General features: G+C 63.5%; 17 protein-coding genes and 2 riboswitches. Of the genes, 7 read left to right on the top strand and 10 right to left on the bottom strand.

Annotated features, from left to right (window positions below; genetic code table 11):
- Positions 1-14 precede the first annotated feature (14 nt).
- From K3178_RS02035 to K3178_RS02025, 3 genes are read left to right on the top strand one after another with little or no spacing between them, the layout of a single operon-like run.
- The gene (locus K3178_RS02035; RefSeq protein WP_221569720.1) at positions 15-503 is read left to right on the top strand and encodes a hypothetical protein; all 489 of its coding nucleotides are present in this window, start codon (positions 15-17) and stop codon (positions 501-503) included.
- Complete coding sequence (locus K3178_RS02030) at positions 500-802, top strand: I78 family peptidase inhibitor (protein ID WP_247713479.1); 303 nt, start codon at positions 500-502, stop codon at positions 800-802. The genes K3178_RS02035 and K3178_RS02030 overlap by 4 nt, the downstream gene beginning before the upstream one ends.
- The gene (locus tag K3178_RS02025; RefSeq protein WP_221569719.1) at positions 799-1,185 is read left to right on the top strand and encodes a RidA family protein; all 387 of its coding nucleotides are present in this window, start codon (positions 799-801) and stop codon (positions 1,183-1,185) included. The genes K3178_RS02030 and K3178_RS02025 overlap by 4 nt, the downstream gene beginning before the upstream one ends.
- A 16-nt stretch (positions 1,186-1,201) precedes the next feature.
- On the opposite strand, the gene K3178_RS02020 is transcribed toward K3178_RS02025, so the two are convergent.
- Positions 1,202-1,405 (bottom strand): YgaP family membrane protein, encoded by a 204-nt coding sequence (locus K3178_RS02020; RefSeq protein ID WP_221569718.1) that lies wholly within the window; start codon positions 1,403-1,405, stop codon positions 1,202-1,204.
- Between the two features lie 176 nt (positions 1,406-1,581).
- On the opposite strand from K3178_RS02020, the gene K3178_RS02015 reads away from it, so the two are divergent.
- The 4 genes from K3178_RS02015 to mmsB all read left to right on the top strand — a co-directional run bounded on the left by K3178_RS02015 (position 1,582) and on the right by mmsB (position 5,635).
- Positions 1,582-2,736: an acyl-CoA dehydrogenase family protein gene (locus K3178_RS02015; RefSeq protein ID WP_221569717.1), complete on the top strand. Its 1,155-nt coding sequence runs from the start codon at positions 1,582-1,584 to the stop codon at positions 2,734-2,736.
- A gap of 8 nt (positions 2,737-2,744) precedes the next feature.
- A complete protein-coding gene (locus K3178_RS02010; RefSeq protein WP_221569716.1) occupies positions 2,745-3,791 on the top strand; it encodes an enoyl-CoA hydratase/isomerase family protein in 1,047 nt (348 codons plus the stop codon).
- Positions 3,788-4,570, top strand: a complete 783-nt coding sequence (locus K3178_RS02005; RefSeq protein ID WP_221569715.1) for an enoyl-CoA hydratase-related protein — start codon at positions 3,788-3,790, stop codon at positions 4,568-4,570. The genes K3178_RS02010 and K3178_RS02005 overlap by 4 nt, the downstream gene beginning before the upstream one ends.
- A gap of 198 nt (positions 4,571-4,768) precedes the next feature.
- Positions 4,769-5,635 carry a 3-hydroxyisobutyrate dehydrogenase gene (mmsB, locus tag K3178_RS02000; RefSeq protein ID WP_221569714.1) on the top strand — a complete coding sequence of 289 codons (867 nt, stop codon included), beginning with the start codon at positions 4,769-4,771 and terminating at the stop codon, positions 5,633-5,635.
- Between the two features lie 136 nt (positions 5,636-5,771).
- Here mmsB and K3178_RS01995 read toward each other — a convergent pair whose 3' ends face one another.
- From K3178_RS01995 to K3178_RS01955, 9 genes are all read right to left on the bottom strand, one after another.
- Positions 5,772-6,503 carry an Nmad3 family putative nucleotide modification protein gene (locus K3178_RS01995; RefSeq protein WP_221569713.1) on the bottom strand — a complete coding sequence of 244 codons (732 nt, stop codon included), beginning with the start codon at positions 6,501-6,503 and terminating at the stop codon, positions 5,772-5,774.
- A 16-nt stretch (positions 6,504-6,519) separates the two neighbouring features.
- The gene (gcvPB, locus tag K3178_RS01990; RefSeq protein WP_221569712.1) at positions 6,520-8,127 is read right to left on the bottom strand and encodes an aminomethyl-transferring glycine dehydrogenase subunit GcvPB; all 1,608 of its coding nucleotides are present in this window, start codon (positions 8,125-8,127) and stop codon (positions 6,520-6,522) included.
- Positions 8,124-9,491: an aminomethyl-transferring glycine dehydrogenase subunit GcvPA gene (gcvPA, locus tag K3178_RS01985; protein ID WP_221569711.1), complete on the bottom strand. Its 1,368-nt coding sequence runs from the start codon at positions 9,489-9,491 to the stop codon at positions 8,124-8,126. Before gcvPA ends, gcvPB begins: the two co-directional genes overlap by 4 nt.
- A gap of 35 nt (positions 9,492-9,526) precedes the next feature.
- Entirely contained in the window at positions 9,527-9,898 is a 372-nt protein-coding gene (gcvH, locus tag K3178_RS01980) for a glycine cleavage system protein GcvH (RefSeq protein ID WP_221569710.1), read from the bottom strand.
- Positions 9,899-9,902: 4 nt separating this feature from the next.
- Complete coding sequence (gene gcvT, locus K3178_RS01975; RefSeq protein ID WP_221569709.1) at positions 9,903-11,075, bottom strand: glycine cleavage system aminomethyltransferase GcvT; 1,173 nt, start codon at positions 11,073-11,075, stop codon at positions 9,903-9,905.
- A 53-nt stretch (positions 11,076-11,128) separates the two neighbouring features.
- Positions 11,129-11,227: riboswitch (glycine riboswitch) on the bottom strand.
- Positions 11,228-11,317, bottom strand: a riboswitch (glycine riboswitch).
- Positions 11,318-11,401: 84 nt separating this feature from the next.
- Positions 11,402-12,592 carry a serine hydrolase domain-containing protein gene (locus K3178_RS01970; RefSeq protein WP_221569708.1) on the bottom strand — a complete coding sequence of 397 codons (1,191 nt, stop codon included), beginning with the start codon at positions 12,590-12,592 and terminating at the stop codon, positions 11,402-11,404.
- Positions 12,593-12,629: 37 nt separating this feature from the next.
- On the bottom strand, positions 12,630-13,571 hold the full coding sequence (locus tag K3178_RS01965; RefSeq protein WP_221569707.1) for a sulfite exporter TauE/SafE family protein: 942 nt from the start codon (positions 13,569-13,571) through the stop codon (positions 12,630-12,632).
- Positions 13,547-16,162: a methionine synthase gene (gene metH / locus K3178_RS01960; RefSeq protein ID WP_221569706.1), complete on the bottom strand. Its 2,616-nt coding sequence runs from the start codon at positions 16,160-16,162 to the stop codon at positions 13,547-13,549. Before metH ends, K3178_RS01965 begins: the two co-directional genes overlap by 25 nt.
- Entirely contained in the window at positions 16,162-17,202 is a 1,041-nt protein-coding gene (locus tag K3178_RS01955; protein WP_221569705.1) for a homocysteine S-methyltransferase family protein, read from the bottom strand. The genes metH and K3178_RS01955 overlap by 1 nt, the downstream gene beginning before the upstream one ends.
- Position 17,203: the final 1 nt, after the last annotated feature.

Genomic DNA, 17,203 nt, shown 5'->3' with positions numbered 1-17,203 from the left:
AGCGTTGGGGGAGCATGACCATTCATCACCCCTTCCGCTCCGCCCTCGCCTTTTCTTCGCTGGCGCTTGCGCTCGCCGCCTGCGCCGAACCGATCGAAGACAGGCCCGACACCGAAGAAACCGCCATCCCGGTCGAACCCGACGGCGGGATCGGCGACGGCGCCGGACCGCCCGAAATGGTCGACGGCGATATCCCGCCCGCACTGCATGGGCGCTGGGGCCTCGTGCCAGAAGACTGCACATCCGATCGCGGCGACGCGAAGGGTCTCGTCAACATCGACGCCGAGGGCATACAGTTCTATGAATCGCGCGGCGTGGTGGATACGGTTTCCCAGAGCGATCCCGGCTCGTTCCGCGCGACCTATGCCTTCAGCGGCGAAGGCCAGGAATGGAACCGCGATATGGAGCTTACCTTGTCGGAAGACGGCACCACGATCACCCGCAGCGAATTCGGCGAGGAAGCGCTTGCCGAACCTCTGACCTACACCAAGTGTCCGGCATGATGCGCGTCACGATCCTCCCGCTTGCCCTCGCAGCGAGCGCCTGCATGGCCGGTTCACTGCCGACCGGCGGCCTCGATGCAGCCGACGCGCCCCCCGCCAGCTGCACTGCCACCGAGGCGCAGCAGTTCATCGGCCGCAAGGCGAGCAGCTCGATCGGGCGCGGCATTCTCGACATGAGCAAATCCCGCAAGCTGCGCTGGGGCGGGCCGGACAGCGTTTTCACGATGGACTACCGCAAGGACCGGGTGAACGTGATCTACGACGCGAACGGCATCATCACCCGCATCTATTGCGGATGAGCGACCGCAAGCACGCCTTCACCGGATCGCCCTTCGAAGCGAAGTTCGGCTTTGCCCGCGCGGTGCGCGTCGGCGACCGGATTATCGTGGCAGGCACCGGGCCGGTCGAGGATGACGGTTCCTCCACACCTGGCGGTGCCGCCGAACAGGCCGAACGGTGCTGCACGCTTATCCTGCGCGCCATCGAACAGCTCGGCGGCACGGCAGGGGATGTCGTCCGTACACGCATGTTCCTGACCGACTTCGACGACCAGGAAGCTGTTGGCGAAGTCCACGCCCGCTTTTTCGGCGAAGCATCGCCGGCCGCAACGATGGTCGGCGCAAGCTGGCTATGCCGCAGCGATTGGCTGGTCGAGATCGAGGCGGAGGCGATCGTCGGCTAGCGCAAATGCCGGTTTTCTAAGCTTTCCTGCAGGTGCTGATGCCGAACGGCAGGTAGGCCGGGCATACCGAAACGAGGCTTGTCACCACGAAAATTGCCGCAATCGCATAGGCTGCGATGGCGAGTGTGCCCGTCAGCGTTCCTGTCAGGGCAAGCATGACCAGTACCGCTGCCGAGATAAGACGGATCGTCTTGTCGAGCGATCCCATGTTCTTGCGCATCAGATAATCTCCTGCATCCCGGCCAATCTGTCCCGGTTTCGCCGATCTACAGCCATGCAGACGACCCCGCATTGATCTGGCGCAAATCGGCGCTGCGGGAATCAACGTCCACGCTTGGGCAGGAGGTTCGTCACCGCCCCTTCCCTAGCGGCACTTGCGGCGCTAGAGCGCGCGCCATGACTACGAATTCAGGACAATTCCAGCTTACCGAAGAGCAGCTGCAGATCCAGGAAATGGCGCAGCGCTTCACCGCCGACAACATCACTCCGTACGCCGCCGAGTGGGACGAGAAATCGCACTTCCCGCGCGACGTCATCAAGCAGAGCGCGGAGCTCGGCTTCGGGGCGATTTACGTCTCCGAAGAAAGCGGCGGCATCGGCCTCGGGCGACTGGAAGCGGCGCTGATCATGGAAGCCATGGCCTATGGCTGCCCTGCCACCAGCGCCTACATCTCGATCCACAACATGGCCGCCTGGATGATCGACCAGTTCGGCGGGGCGGAGGTGAAGGAGAAATACCTCCCCGATCTCGTGACGATGGAAAAGATCGCCAGCTACGCGCTCACCGAACCGGGCAGCGGCTCGGATGCGGCAGGCCTCAAAACCAGCGCAAAGCTCGACGGCGACCATTATGTCCTCAACGGCACCAAGCAGTTCATTTCGGGCGGCGGTTTCAACGACGTCTACGTCACCATGGTGCGCACCAGCGATCACAAGACCAAGGGCATCACCTGCCTCGTGATCGACAAGGACACGCCCGGCGTTTCCTTCGGCAAGCCCGAAAAGAAGCTCGGCTGGAATGCCAGCCCGACCGCACAGGTCATTTTCGAGGACGCGCGCGTACCGGTCGCCAACCGGGTCGGCGATGAAGGCGAAGGCTTCCGCTTTGCCATGATGGGACTCGACGGCGGCCGCCTCAACATTGGCGCCTGCTCGCTCGGCGGGGCGCAGCGCTGCCTCGACGAGGCGGTGGCCTACACCAGGGACCGCAAGCAGTTCGACACGCCGATTGCCGACTTCCAGAACACCCAGTTCATGCTCGCCGATATGGCCACCGACCTCGAGGCGGCGCGCGCGCTGCTCTATCTCGCGGCGGCCAAGGTCACCGATGGCGCACCCGACAAGAGCAAGTTCTCCGCCATGGCCAAGCGCCTCGCCACCGACAGCGGCAGCAAGATCGTCAATGACGCGCTGCAGCTCTTCGGCGGCTACGGCTATTTGCGCGAATACCCCATCGAGCGGTTCTGGCGCGATCTGCGCGTCCACTCGATCCTCGAAGGCACCAACCAGGTCATGCGGATGATCGTGGGCCGCGACCTCCTGCGCCAGTGAGCACCAGAATGACCGACGAAGTCCATATCCACACGCATGGCCGCACGGGCCATATCTCGCTCAATCGCCCCAAGGCGCTCCATGCGCTGACGCTCGACATGTGCCACGCGATGAGCGCGGGCCTGTCCGGCTGGGCGGGCGACGATCCGGTCGAAGCCGTGATCCTCGACCACGCCGAAGGCCGCGGTTTCTGCGCCGGCGGCGACATCAACCTGCTGCGCAATTCGGCATTGAACGACGGCGGCGCATCGGGCCGCGCCTTCTTCCACGACGAATACCAGCTCAACCACCAGATGATGACTTATGCAAAGCCCATCGTGGCTTTCATGGACGGCATCACCATGGGCGGCGGCGTGGGCATTGCGCTGCCATGCAAATACCGCGTTGCGACCGAACATACGCGCTTCGCCATGCCCGAAACCGGCATCGGCCTGTTCCCCGATGTCGGTGGCGGCTGGCACCTCTCGCGCCTCGGCGGGCGGCTGGGCCAGTTCCTCGCGCTCACCGGCGCGCGGCTCGACGGGGCGGAATGCCTCTGGGCAGGCATCGCAACGCATTACCTGCCAGCTGAGAAGCTCGCCGAAGCCAAGGCACGCATTGCCGAACATCCCGACCGCATCTCGGGCATCCTGTCCGAACTCTCGGTCACGCCGCCCGAAGCGCGGATCGAGGGCAATTCCGACAAGATCGCCAAGCACTTCGCCTCCGATCGCTTCGAAGACATCCTCGCGAGCCTCGAAGCCGACGACAGCGACTGGGCGGCGAAGGAGCTGGCCACGCTGCGCAGCAAGAGCCCGCAGACCTGCAAGGTTGCGCTGCGCCAACTGGCGACAAGCAAACAGCTCGACGATTTCGCAGACAACATGGTGATGGAATACCGCATCGCCAGCCGCGTGCTGACCCGCCCCGACTTTGCGGAAGGAGTGCGCGCAGTGATCGTGGACAAGACCAACGACCCCAAATGGGATCCGGCAACGCCCGAGGGCGTGAGCGAGGAATTGCTCGACAGCATCTTCGCCCCGCTTCCCGCCGATGAGGAATGGAAACCCCTATGAGTTTTGAAACCATCACCGTCGAACAGCGCGATGCGGTCACGCTGATCACATTGAACCGTCCGCAAGCACTCAATGCTTTGAACAGCAAGGTGCTCGAAGAGCTGACCGAGGCATTCGCCGCCTATCAGGCCGATGCCAGCCAGCTGTGCGCGGTGCTTACCGGATCAGGCGACAAGGCTTTCGCCGCGGGCGCCGACATCAAGGAAATGAGCGAGAAGGCGGCAGCCGACTTCTATCTGGAAGATTTCTTCAGCCCCTGGACCAGCGAGATCGTCAAGAAGACCCGCAAGCCGTGGATCGCTGCGGTAAACGGCTTCGCGCTCGGGGGCGGGTGCGAACTCGCCATGATGGCGGACTTCATCATCGCCTCGGACAAGGCCAAGTTCGGCCAGCCCGAAATCAAGCTCGGCGTTGCACCCGGCATGGGCGGATCGCAGCGCCTGACCCGCGCCATCGGCAAGTCGAAATCGATGGAGATGTGCCTCACCGGCCGCATGATGGATGCCGAGGAAGCCGAGCGCAGCAACCTCGTCGCGCGCGTGGTGACGCATGAGCAGCTTCTCGACGAGGCGATGAAGACTGCCGCGCAGATCGCGAGCATGCCGCCAATGGCCGCCATCGCGAACAAGGAAATGGTCAACGCAGCCTTCGAGACCAGCCTCGACCAGGGCCTGATTATCGAGCGCCGCATCTTCCAGATCCTCACCGCCAGCGAAGACAAGAAGGAAGGCATGGCCGCCTTCGTCGAAAAGCGCGAGGGCAAGTGGAAGGGGCGGTGACGCGATAATCCTTTCCTACACGCCGCCGGGACATGTATCGCTCTCGGCGTCGTTCGACACTGCTGCACCAGGCGTAATCTCCGCCACCGGCTCGGTGTCACTTTTTGCGGGAGAACAGCGCCTATATCGCTGTAAAACAGAGGGAAACCGAAGTTGACACAGGTGTCAGCTTCGTCGTGTTCGAGAGAGGAAAACGACATGCAAATCGCCTTCATCGGCCTCGGCAATATGGGCGGCGGGATGGCCGCGAACCTCGTCAAGGCGGGGCACGATGTGAATGCCTTCGACCTGTCCGAAGAGGCGCTCGCGACCGCCAAGGCTAACGGCTGCGCGACCTTCACCGATGCGGCTGAGGCCGTTCAGGGCGTCGATGGCGTCGTGACCATGCTGCCCAATGGCGGGATCGTGAAATCGGTCTACGAGGGTAGCGTGATCGGCAAGGCCCCCGAAGGCGCGGTGCTGCTCGATTGTTCGACCATCGATGTCGCCACCGCCAAGGAGGTGATCGCAAGGGCCGAGGCGGCTGGTTACGACATGGTCGACGCGCCCGTCTCGGGCGGCATCGCGGCGGCCAATGGCGGCACGCTCACCTTCATGGTCGGCGGGACCGACAAGGCGTTCGGGCGCGCAGAGGAAGTGCTCAACGCCATGGGCAAGGCCGTGATCCATGCGGGCGATGCAGGCGCAGGACAGACGGCAAAGATCTGCAACAACATGCTGCTCGCCATCACCATGATCGGCACGACCGAGGCGATGACAATGGCGAAGAAGCTCGGTCTCGATCCGCAGAAGTTCTACGAGATCAGCTCTGTTTCGTCGGGCTACTGCTGGCCGCTCAATGCTTACACCCCAATGCCCGGCGTGGGAGTCGAAAGCCCGGCTGACAAGGGCTACCAGGGCGGCTTTGCCACGGCCCTCATGCTCAAGGATTTGCGCCTCGCGATGGAAGCCGCCGACAGCGTCGATGCGAAGACCGCACTCGGGCGTCACGCCACCGAAATCTACGAGGCATTCGCCGAAGAGAATGGCGGGCTCGATTTCTCGGCGGTCATCAAGACGCTTTGATTTTCAAGAAGGTGGTATCGCGACACCGCCTGTAGGGCGACTGGCCGAAAGGCTCGGGGCAGCACCGCGATACCGGGGTCGGCTATAAGCAACGAAGGTTGCAAAGTCCTAGCCCCGAATCTGGATTTTTCCGGAATTATTCGCCGATTTCAGTCAGTATTCGCGCCAGCCAGTCGCGCGGAGCCTGCCGGCGGCCGATATCGGCGACGAATTCCTGACCGCGCGCGACCGATCTGAGGCGTCCGCCGCGAAGCCAGCGATTCGGGCGGTCATGATAGCTGAGCCCGCCCTCCCGCAGCCAGTCGGGGCGTTTCCACAGGCTGGGCGGGCCGCCGGGAACGGTAAGGCGCAAGGTCTCGCTCGCAGCCGCAGCGGTCGTCCCCCGCCCGACGTAGAGGCAATCGTTGGCCCCGTGCATGCCGAGCGCATGCGGATGAAGCCTGGCCGCAAACTCGCACCGTTCATCCTCACCGCACGCGCCGAGGTGAACCATCCGCTCTACCCGGAGGTAGCCGAAGATCCGATGGTGCGGCTCGCCGCTGTCCTCCTCGCGGAAAAGGCCGAAGAACAGGAACACATCGCCGATGCCCACGCCCCGGTTTGCGAGATGCGTTTGCGCCGCACCGACCTGGCCGAAAATGCAGGTGCCGTCATCGCGGAACATGGGGTCGTGATGGCAGAGGTCATCCGCCCCCAGCCTGCCGCGGCTGGACTTGGCAGCGAGCTCGCCCAGCCCGAGGTCGCCATAACTCGTGCGCGACGCCGTACCCGCAGGGATCGGCAAGCTTACCGGCTTGCCATCCACGATCGGCGACGACCCGCCGCCTGCCGCGCTGTCGAAGCCCTTGCGGCTGAAGACGATCTTCATGGCCGCAGGCGAGCGATCACCGCCCGCCCTGCTCGCTCATCGTCGGTTCGCCGCCCGGAGGATTGGGTTCTTCCCAAGCGAGGATGGGCTTGCGCGCCGCCAGCGTCTCGTCGAGCCGGCGACGCGGTGCGTAATGCGGCGCGGTCTTGAGGCTTTCGTCGCCTGCCCGAGCCCGCTCCGCCACGCTGCGGAGCGCCATGATGAACTGGTCGAGCGCGGCCTTGCTCTCGGTCTCGGTCGGTTCGACCAGCATCGCACCATGCACCACCAGCGGGAAGTACATGGTCATCGGGTGGCAGCCCTCGTCGATCAGCGCCTTGGCGAGATCGAGCGTCGAGATATCCTCGGCAAAGCCCTTATCGCTGAACAGCGCCTCGTGCATGCATGGGCCGCTGTGGCCGAAGGGGGCATCGAGCACGTCGTCGAGGCTGCGCAAAATGTAATTGGCGTTAAGCACCGCATCCTCGGCCACCTGCCGCAATCCATCGGCGCCATGGCTGAGGATATAGGTCAGCGCGCGGGTGAACATACCCATCTGGCCGTGGAAAGCGGTCATGCGGCCGAAGGCCTTGGTGTGCTCGAACTCGTCGGCATTCTCTTCCTCGACGAGGTGCACCGCGCCGTCCTTGCCGCGCACCACGTAGGGGAGCGGGCCATAGGGTGCGAGCGCTTCGGAAAGGACTACCGGCCCCGAACCCGGTCCGCCGCCGCCATGCGGGGTGGAGAAGGTCTTGTGCAGGTTGATGTGCATCGCATCGACGCCGAGGTCGCCCGGGCGCACCTTGCCGACGATCGCGTTGAAGTTCGCCCCATCGCAATAGACGAAGCCACCCGCTTCGTGGACCGCGTCGGAGATCGCTTTCAAATCGCGTTCGAACAGGCCGAGCGTCGAGGGGTTGGTGATCATCACACCCGCGACATCGGGCCCGAGACGGCTCTTGAGCGCATCGAGATCGACACGTCCGTCGGAATTCGCAGGGATGTCCTCGATCTTGTAACCCGCAAAGGCCGCGGTGGCGGGATTGGTGCCATGCGCGCTTTCGGGAACGAGGATGACTTCGCGCGCATCCCCGCGCGCTTCCAAAGCGGCGCGGATGCAAAGGATGCCGCACAATTCGCCATGCGCGCCCGCCTTGGGGCTCATCGCGACACCGTGCATGCCGGTGAGGTCGATCAGCCAGTTGGCGAGTTCGTTGATGACTTCGAGCCCGCCCTTCACCGTGTCGACCGGCTGGAGCGGATGGACATCGGCAAAGCCGGGCATCCGCGCGACCTTTTCGTTGAGGCGCGGATTGTGCTTCATCGTGCAGCTGCCGAGCGGGAAGAGGCCGAGGTCGATCGCGTAATTCTGGCGGCTGAGGCGCGTGTAGTGACGCACCGTTTCCGGTTCGGAGAGACCCGGCAGGCCGATCTCCTCGCTGCGGTCGAGGCCGCCGAGGCGGTTGGCGCCACGCGAAGGCTCCGGCAGGTCCACGCCGGTCGTTTCGGTCGTCCCGATCTCGAAGATCAGCGGCTCTTCCAGCATCAGCGCGCGGTTGCCGGTGACGGTGTCGGGGCCGCTCATCGCGTTGTGATCCTTGACGGGGCTGCCGGGTTTCCAGCCGGACTGGTTGGGAGCGCTCATGCCAGCACCTCCTTCAGCGCGGAGACCAGCGTTTCGATGTCCTCCTCGGTGGTGGTCTCGGTAACCGCGACAATGAGGCCGTCGGCCAGTTCCTCGTGCTGCGGGAACAGGCGGCCGAGCGAGACGCCGGCAAGAACCTTGTCCTTGGCGAGCTTGCGCACCACCGCGCGGGCATCGGTACCGAGGCGGATGGTGAATTCGTTGAAGAAGCTGTCGTTGAGCACCGTGACTCCCGGCACCTGTGCCAACCGGTCGGCGGCGAGGCAGGCAAGGCGGTGGTTCTCCGCCGCCAGCTGCCGCAGCCCCTTCTCGCCCAGCAGGGTCATGTGGACGCTGAAGGCCAGCGCGCAGAGGCCGGAATTGGTGCAGATGTTCGACGTCGCCTTCTCGCGGCGGATATGCTGCTCGCGGGTCGAGAGCGTGAGCACGTAGCCGCGCTTGCCTTCCGCATCCTGCGTTTCGCCGCACAGGCGGCCGGGCATCATGCGGACATGCTTGGGATCCCGGACGGCGAAGAGACCGAGATAGGGACCGCCGAACTGGAGGCCGACGCCGATAGACTGGCCCTCGCCCACGACGATATCCGCGCCCATTTCGCCGGGCGACTTGATCGCACCCAGCGCCACAGGCTCGGTATTCACGACGATAAGCAGCGCGCCCTTCGCGTGGGCAGCATCGGCAATCGGCTGGAGATCGGTCACGCGGCCGAGGATGTCGGGATACTGGACTACGACGCAGCTCGTGTCGCCGTCGATGCGGGCAATCAGGCCTTCGGTATCGGGCGCCGCCGTCATCGCCGGTTTGGCGTGGGCGATCTCGTCGTCGGTGAACTTCGCCATGGTCTTCACGACCTCGGCGTAATGCGGGTGCAGCGCGCCCGAGAGCACGACCTTGCGCTTCTTTCCCCGCGCGATGCGGCTGGCCATCGCGACTGCTTCCCAGCAAGCGGTCGAGCCATCGTACATGCTCGCATTGGCCACCGCGCAGCCATAGAGATGCGCGACCTGGCTCTGGAATTCGAACAGCATCTGCAGAGTGCCCTGCGCGATTTCCGGCTGGTAGGGCGTGTAGGCGGTCAGGAACTCGCCGCGCTGGATGATGTGGTCGACGCTTGCCGGGACATGGTGCTTGTAAGCCCCAGCGCCAAGGAAGAACGCCGCGTCGGACGCCGCAAGGTTCTTCTTCGACAGGCGGCGCATATGCTTTTCGACCGCCATCTCGGAGGCATGCATCGGCAGGCCATGGATCGGTCCGGAAAGCCGCGCCTCCTCGGGCACGTCGACGAAGAGCGCGTCCACATCGGGCGCACCGATTTTCTCAAGCATCGCCGAACGGTCGGCGTCAGTCAGCGGCAGGTAGCGCATCGATTACCTCTTATGTCCCGCGTGCGGGATGGGAATTAGAGTCCGTCGCAAAAGCTCTTGTAGGCCTTGTCGTCCATCAGGCCTTCGAGCTCGGACTTGTCGGAGACGGTCATCTTGAAGAACCAGCCGTCTTCCTCGGGCGAGGAATTGACGAGTGCCGGGTCGTCTTCGAGGCTGTCATTGACCTCGACAACTTCGCCCGAAAGCGGCGCGTAGACGTCGCTTGCGGCCTTGACGCTCTCGACCACTGCGGCGTCCTTGCCCTTTTCGACCATGGTGCCGACGTCGGGCAGTTCGACGAAGACGATATCGCCGAGCTGGCCTTGCGCGAAATCGGTAATGCCGACCGTGGCAGTGTCGCCTTCGAGGTCGATCCATTCGTGTTCATCGGTGAAATAACGGGCCATCAGGTCACTTCCCTCTGTAGTAGCGGTTGGGCACGAAGGGCATCGTTGCGACCTTCGCAGACAGTCTCTTGTTACGAACCTCGACCTCGAGTTCGGTTCCCTCGGAAGCGAGCGCGGTGTCGATGTATGCCATCGCAATCGGGCGCTGGAGCGTGGGCGAAAATCCCCCGCTGGTGACGCGTCCGACCTGTTTGTCGCCCGAATAGACCAGCGCACCTTCGCGGGCGGGCAAGCGGCCCTCGATGTCGAGCCCGACGCGCTTTTGCGCCGGACCATCGGCAAGAACCTTGGCGACCGCCTCGTGGCCCATCCAGCCGCCTTGCTCGCGGCGCTTCTTGGTCAGCGCGAAGAGGAGGTCGGCAGAGACGGGGTCGGTCTCTTCGGTAATGTCGTGGCCATAGAGCGGCAGGCCGGCTTCCAGGCGCAGGCTGTCGCGCGCGCCGAGGCCGATGGGGCGCACCTCGATTTCGGCGCAGAGGCGGTTGCACAGGCTTTCGGCATGTTCGGCGGGGATGGAAATTTCGAACCCGTCCTCGCCGGTATAGCCCGAACGGGTGATCCGCAGGGGCCACTCGCCGAAATCGTGCAGCACCGAATCCATGAAGACCATGTCGTCGATGACATTGCGCATCACGCGGTTGAGAGCCGTCGCCGCATTGGGGCCCTGCAGCGCCACCAGTGCATGGTCGTCCATATGCGTCAGCGTCACATCGTCATCGAGATGTTCGCGCAAGTGGGCGATATCGTCCCACTTCATCGCGCCGTTGACGACGAGATAATAGGCCGGGTCGCCCCAGTGGCTCTCGGTGCCTTCCTCCTCGTCGCCCTCGATCCAGGGGGTGGCGTTGGTGACCATCAGGTCGTCGAGGATCCCGCCATCTTCGGCCATCAGCAGCGAATAGCGCGTGCGGCCGGGCTTGAGCGAGGCAATGGCGCCGGGAAGCAGCTTTTCGAGTTCCTCGGCGGCCTTGTCGCCCGTGACCATGAGCTGGCCCATGTGGCTGACATCGAACAGCCCCGCCTGCTCGCGCGTCCAGTTGTGTTCGACCACGATGCCCTCGTATTGAATCGGCATTTCGTAGCCGGCGAAAGGCACCATGCGCGCGCCCTTGCGGCGATGCCACGCATCGAGCGGCAGCGTCTGGATTTCTTCGATGTTGTCGTTCTCTTCGCTCAAGTCCCGTCCTTCAAAAGCATGGGAGCGCGCCTTTCCAGCGCACCAAACCAACCCATGCCCCCTCTGTCGGGAAACCTGAGAGACTGGCGCAAGAAGCGCTTACCCCTTCGGTGGCCCCGCGCAGCCGCGCGTGACGCTTTCCAGAGTGTCGATGGCGGCGCACGGTCCGTTGGCCTGAGAGTTTCCGGGGCGGTTGCTCCTTCGGCGTTGCGGCTGACCGCAAGCTCTCCCGTGCGCGCCCGCCGCAGAATCGCTCCCGCAGCCGACGGTCCAGCCCTGCGCGATGCAGCCCGCCGGGTCAATTCCCTGCGGCGCTCGAATAGGTGCTAATTCCCCGTTTCCGTCTTTATTCGCAAGGCACGGCGGACCAATATCACCTCTTCGAATGCAAAACCGCCTTCGTCGGGCGCAGTTCGATCCGGAACTTGCGTCACAAAATAGGCGATGCCCGTGCCTGCTTCGTAATCGAGCCACAGACCCGATCTCAGGCCATAAGCTTCTCCCGCATGACCGAGACGCGAGCGTCCATCTCCGACCAGAGCGTCGTCGCACTCTTCTCCCGATAATTCGATCAGCTGCACATGAAATCCGTATATGCAGAAAAAATGTTGCCTTTGGGCTTCGGAATTTGCCGTCAGCGAAAGAAACAGCTCGTCCAGCGCGCGCTCGGAAAATACGCTTTCCTTCGCCGGCTTGAGCAATTCAGCCCCCAGGCGGGCCAGGTCTCGCATCCCGATCCGCAATCCTCCCTGCGGCGAAAATACCGAAGCATTGGTGCCCGGCTCGTAAGCGTCGAGCGAGCAGGTCCTGTCGTCTGCCACGGGGATAGTGCAATTCGGCGGTCGGTCCGCCGGATCGTCGCGGGCGATCTCGCCATTGCTACGATAAAGCGTGACCGCACGGTCGGCCATTCCCTGGGGGCAGCCGATCCAATTGAAGCAGGCATCGATGGCGAGTGGCTCAAAGACCAGCCGCTGGACCAACCGGTCGAAGCGTTCGCCGCTCGCTCCTTCCAGGATGGTCGCCACGACAGGCGAACCGATGTTGGCATATTCGAAGGGAGCCTCTCCCGGCGGCGAACCGCGATACCACGCTTCCGGTTGCTTCAGATGGTCCTCGAGACTCTCGCCGAGCGGGATGACATATCCGGCGGTGTCGCGCAGGCCACTGCGATGCGAAAGGAGCATCGGCAGGGTTATCGGAACATCCGGATGATCGGGATGTCGCAAGGTAAAGCCGAGATGTTGCGAGACGTCCGCATCGACTTCGAGCTTCCCTTCCTCGACAAGTTCCAGAGCAGCAATCGCCATTACGAGTTTGGAAATGCTCGCGATCCTGACGGGATCGTTCGCTTCGACCGGGCGGCCCGTTTCGCGATCGGCCAATCCTTCCACGATTACGGTAGTCGAATCATATCTGTCGAAGACCACGGCTACCGAGGCTGCTGGTGATGGAGCGGGCTGGTTGGCGCATCCGGTCAACATCACTAAGCAGGCGATGGTGACAATGGTTCGCATGGACGCAGACGATTGCGCCACCCAAGCCCGCTGTCAATCAGCCTCGGCCAAGCCAGAGCAGATACATCGCCGAGAGGACGATCCAGCTGCCATCGAGCGTTTTCAGTCGCCGTGCCCCCAGCCACAGGGCGATCGGGCGAGCGAGAAAACCGCCCAGCACGGCTGCCGGGGCGGCGAGCAGGACGACCTCCCACTGGATGGTTCCGGCCTCGACATGCCAGAGCGCCCCCGCAATCACGCTGATGGAGGAAATGAGGCACGCGGCGCCCGTGCAAAGCAGGACTGGATAGTGGCGAATGAACAGGTAGAGCGCGACCAGCTCGCCAATCCCGACCGAGAACAGGGCGGTCAGGACGCCGCCCGGTACGGCCAGCGCGAGCAACACCAGCAGGTCGACCCGCTCAAGCCGGTCTTTTTCGGGACGGGCGAGGTTGACCGTCCAGGTGGACAGGATGAGCGCAAATCCAAGTAGAACCGAGAAGGCCTTGTATCCCATGAGCACGGCGTGCTGGTCGAACTGCGTCATTCTCTGCGTCACCAGCATCGCGGGTAGCGACAGCGCCAGGACTGCCAACGCCACGGTGAAGAAGTCGCGCGGGCGGACAAGTGCGTGCAGATGGTCTGGCGAGGGTTGGTGATAGAGCCGGTCGGTCCAGCGCAATGCACCCATGGTCATGCCGAAGCTCTGGATGCACATCGAAACCCCGACTACCTGGAGCGGTTCGAGGTCCATCACGTCCCATTCGCGGAGCGCGTTGAACACGGGCACGAAGACGACACCTCCGCCCGTGCCGGAAGTATTGGCTATGATTGCACCGACGACCCCGACGCCGGGAAGGAACCACAGCTGCCCCATCAGGCCCGGGTCGCTCGGCACGATGGCCGCCATGGCAGCATAGGCCAGCAGCAGCACGCCGCCGCCCAGCCATACCAGCCTGCCCGGAGGCAGCACGCTCAGTCGAGATTGGGTCGCAGCCATCGTTCGGCCGTCGCCATATCGACCCCGCGGCGACGCGCATAGTCCTCTAGCTGGTCGCGGCCGATACGTGCGACACCGAAATACTCGGCTTCCGGATGCCCGAAGTAGAAACCGCTCACGGCTGCGGTGGGCAGCATGGCGAAATTTTCGGTCAACGTCAGCCCTGCGTTGGTTTCCACATCGAGCAGGTCGAACAGGATCGGCTTGAGGCTGTGATCGGGGCAAGCAGGATAGCCCGGCGCCGGACGAATGCCGCGATATTCCTCCTTGATCAGCGCCTCGTTGGTGAGTTGCTCCTGCGGCGCATAGCCCCACAGATCGGTGCGGACGTGCTGGTGCAAGCGCTCGGCAAAGGCCTCGGCGAAGCGGTCGGCGAGCGCTTTCAAAAGAATGTCGGAATAGTCGTCCTTGTCTTCGAGGAAGCGCTTCGAATGCTCTTCGATCCCGTGGATGCCCACGGCGAAACCGCCGATCCAGTCACCCGCCGGGTCGATGAAATCGGCAAGGCACATATTCGCGCGGTCGCGTGACTTTTTCACCTGCTGACGCAGGAACGGCAGCACGACATGCTCTTCGCGATCGGCGAGGTGGAGCGTCACGTCGTCGCCATCGCGCGCGCATGGCCAGAACCCAGCAACGCCTCTCGCTGTCAGCCATTGGCCCGCGATGATCTGGTCGAGCATCGCATCGGCGTCGGTTTTCAGCTGGCGCGCGGTCTCGCCCACCACATCGTCGTCGAGGATCTTGGGATACGTGCCGTGCAACTCCCAGGCGCGGAAGAAGGGCGTCCAGTCGATATAGTTGCGCAGGTCTGCAAGCGACCAGTCGTCGAACGTATGGATACCGGGCTTCAATGGCGGCGCGGCCTTGTCGCTGAGATAGGCGTCGAAGAAGTTCGCCCGCGCCTCTTCCAAGGTCAGCAGTACGCTTTGTGCCTTGCCCTCGCGCGCCTCGCGGACTTTCACGTATTCGGCTGCCGTGTCCTCGACGAACTCGTCGCGCTGGGTATCGGACAACAGCCGGCTCGCCACACCCACGGCGCGGCTGGCATCGAGCACGTGGATGACCGGGCCCTCGTAGGCCTTGTCGATGCGCAGCGCTGTGTGGACCTTGCTGGTGGTCGCCCCGCCGATCAGCAGCGGCAAATCCATGCCCGCCGCCTGCATTTCCTCCGCCACGGTCACCATCTCGTCGAGCGAGGGCGTGATGAGGCCAGACAAGCCGATCATGTCGGCCTTAACCTCGCGCGCGGTTTCGAGGATTTTCGCCCACGGTACCATGACGCCAAGATCGACCACTTCGTAGCCATTGCACTGCAGCACCACGCCGACGATGTTCTTGCCGATATCGTGGACGTCGCCCTTCACCGTGGCCATGACGATCACGCCCTTGGCCTTGGCGCCCTCTTCTTTCTCCGCCTCGATAAAGGGGATGAGGTGGGCGACGGCCTTCTTCATCACGCGCGCCGATTTCACCACTTGGGGCAGGAACATCTTGCCGCTGCCGAACAGGTCGCCGACGACGTTCATGCCGTCCATCAGCGGGCCTTCGATGACCTCGATCGGGCGTCCACCTGAAGCGGCAAGCAATTCGCGTGCTTCCTCGGTGTCGTCGACCACATGCGCGTCGATGCCCTTGACCAGCGCGTGTTCAAGTCGCCGTGCAACCGGCCAGCTGCGCCATTCCTCGGCCGCTTTCTCGTCCGCCGCGCTCTTGCCGCGATAACTTTCGGCAAGTTCGATGAGGCGCTCGGTCGCGTCCGGGCGACGCATGAGGATCACGTCCTCGCAGGCCTCGCGCAACTCGGGATCGATCTGGTCGTAAACGTCGAGCTGGCCCGCGTTGACGATCGCCATGTCGAGCCCAGCCGGGATCGCGTGGAACAGGAAGACCGAATGCATCGCGCGGCGCACGGTCTCATTGCCGCGGAAGCTGAAGCTGAGGTTCGACAAGCCGCCGCTGGTCTTGGCGAGCGGGCAGCGATGTTTGATCTCGCGCACCGCCTCTATGAAGTCGAGCCCGTAGCGGTCGTGCTCTTCGATACCCGTCGCCACGGCGAATATGTTGGGATCGAAGATGATATCTTCGGGCGGGAAGCCGATGCCGGTCAGCAAATCATAGGCGCGCGAGCAAATCTCGACCTTGCGATCCTTCGTGTCGGCCTGGCCGGTCTCGTCGAAGGCCATCACGACCACCGCGGCGCCGTAATCCATGCATTTGCGCGCATGGTCGAGGAATGCTTCCTCGCCTTCCTTCATGCTGATCGAATTTACGATCGGCTTTCCCGAAACGCATTTGAGCCCGGCCTCGATCACCTCCCATTTCGAGCTGTCGATCATTACCGGAACGCGCGCGATATCGGGTTCGGCAGCGATCAGCTTGAGGAAGGTCGTCATCGCCTTTTCAGCGTCGAGCAGACCCTCGTCCATATTGACGTCGATCACTTGCGCGCCGTTTTCGACCTGGTCGCGCGCGACCTCGACGGCGGTTTCGTAGTCGTCGGAAAGGATCAACTTCTTGAACCGGGCCGAGCCGGTCACATTGGTGCGTTCGCCGATGTTGACGAAGCGGGCTGTCGTAAGATCGGACATCAGGCGGCGATCGTGAAAGCTTCGAGGCCGGCAAGGCGCATGTCGTGATCGACCTTCGGCAGCTTGCGCGGCGCGACCCCCTCGACTGCCTTTGCCATGGCCGCGATGTGCGCAGGAGTTGAACCGCAACATCCGCCGAGCGCGTTGACGCGGCCATTGTCGGCCCAGACCTTGGTCAGCGCAGCGGTGGTCTCCGGCACCTCGTCATATTGCCCGAGATCGTTGGGCAGTCCGGCATTGGGATAGGCCATCAGATAGGTATCGGCGATATCCGAGAGGATCTGGACATGCGGACGCAATTGCTCCGCTCCGAAGCTGCAATTCAGCCCGATGGTCAGCGGCCTGGCGTGGCGCACCGTGTGCCAGAAGGCCTCGACCGTATGGCCTGACAAATTGCGGCCCGACAAGTCGGTGAGCGTTAGCGAAATCATCAGCGGGATGTCGCGGCCTAGTTCCCGCTCCAGCTGCTTTACCGCCATGATCGCGGCCTTGCAGTTGAGCGTATCGAAAACGGTCTCGATCAGGATGAAATCCGCCCCGCCCTCCAGCAGTGCGCGCGACTGTTCGACATAGACCTCGACGATCTCGTCGAAACTGACCTCGCGAAAGCCGGGGTCCTCGACATCGGGCGAGAGCGACAGCGTCTTGTTGGTCGGCCCCATCGCACCCGCCACGAAGCGCGGCACGCCATCGGTGCGCGCGTCGACGGCTTCGCGGATGATGCGGGCAGCGGCCACGTTGATTTCGTGGACCAGCGCTTCGGCACCGTAATCTGCCTGGCTGATGCGGTTGGCATTGAAGGTGTTGGTGGCAAGGATATGCGCGCCAGCATCGATATAGCTGTCGCAAATCGCGCGGATGACCTGCGGCTGGGTCAAATTGACGAGGTCGTTATTGCCCTTCTGGTCCGCCTCCAGCCCGGTGTCGCCCGCATAGTCTTCCGCAGCCAGCCTGGCGCGCTGGATTTCGGTACCGTAGGGTCCGTCCTTGATCAGGATGCGCTGCGCTGCGGCGGCGGTGAATTCGTCTCGTTTCGACATG

Source organism: Qipengyuania sphaerica, assembly GCF_019711595.1.
GTDB classification, from domain to species: Bacteria; Pseudomonadota; Alphaproteobacteria; order Sphingomonadales; family Sphingomonadaceae; genus Qipengyuania; species Qipengyuania sphaerica.
This window is presented reverse-complemented; position numbering and strand designations above follow the sequence as displayed.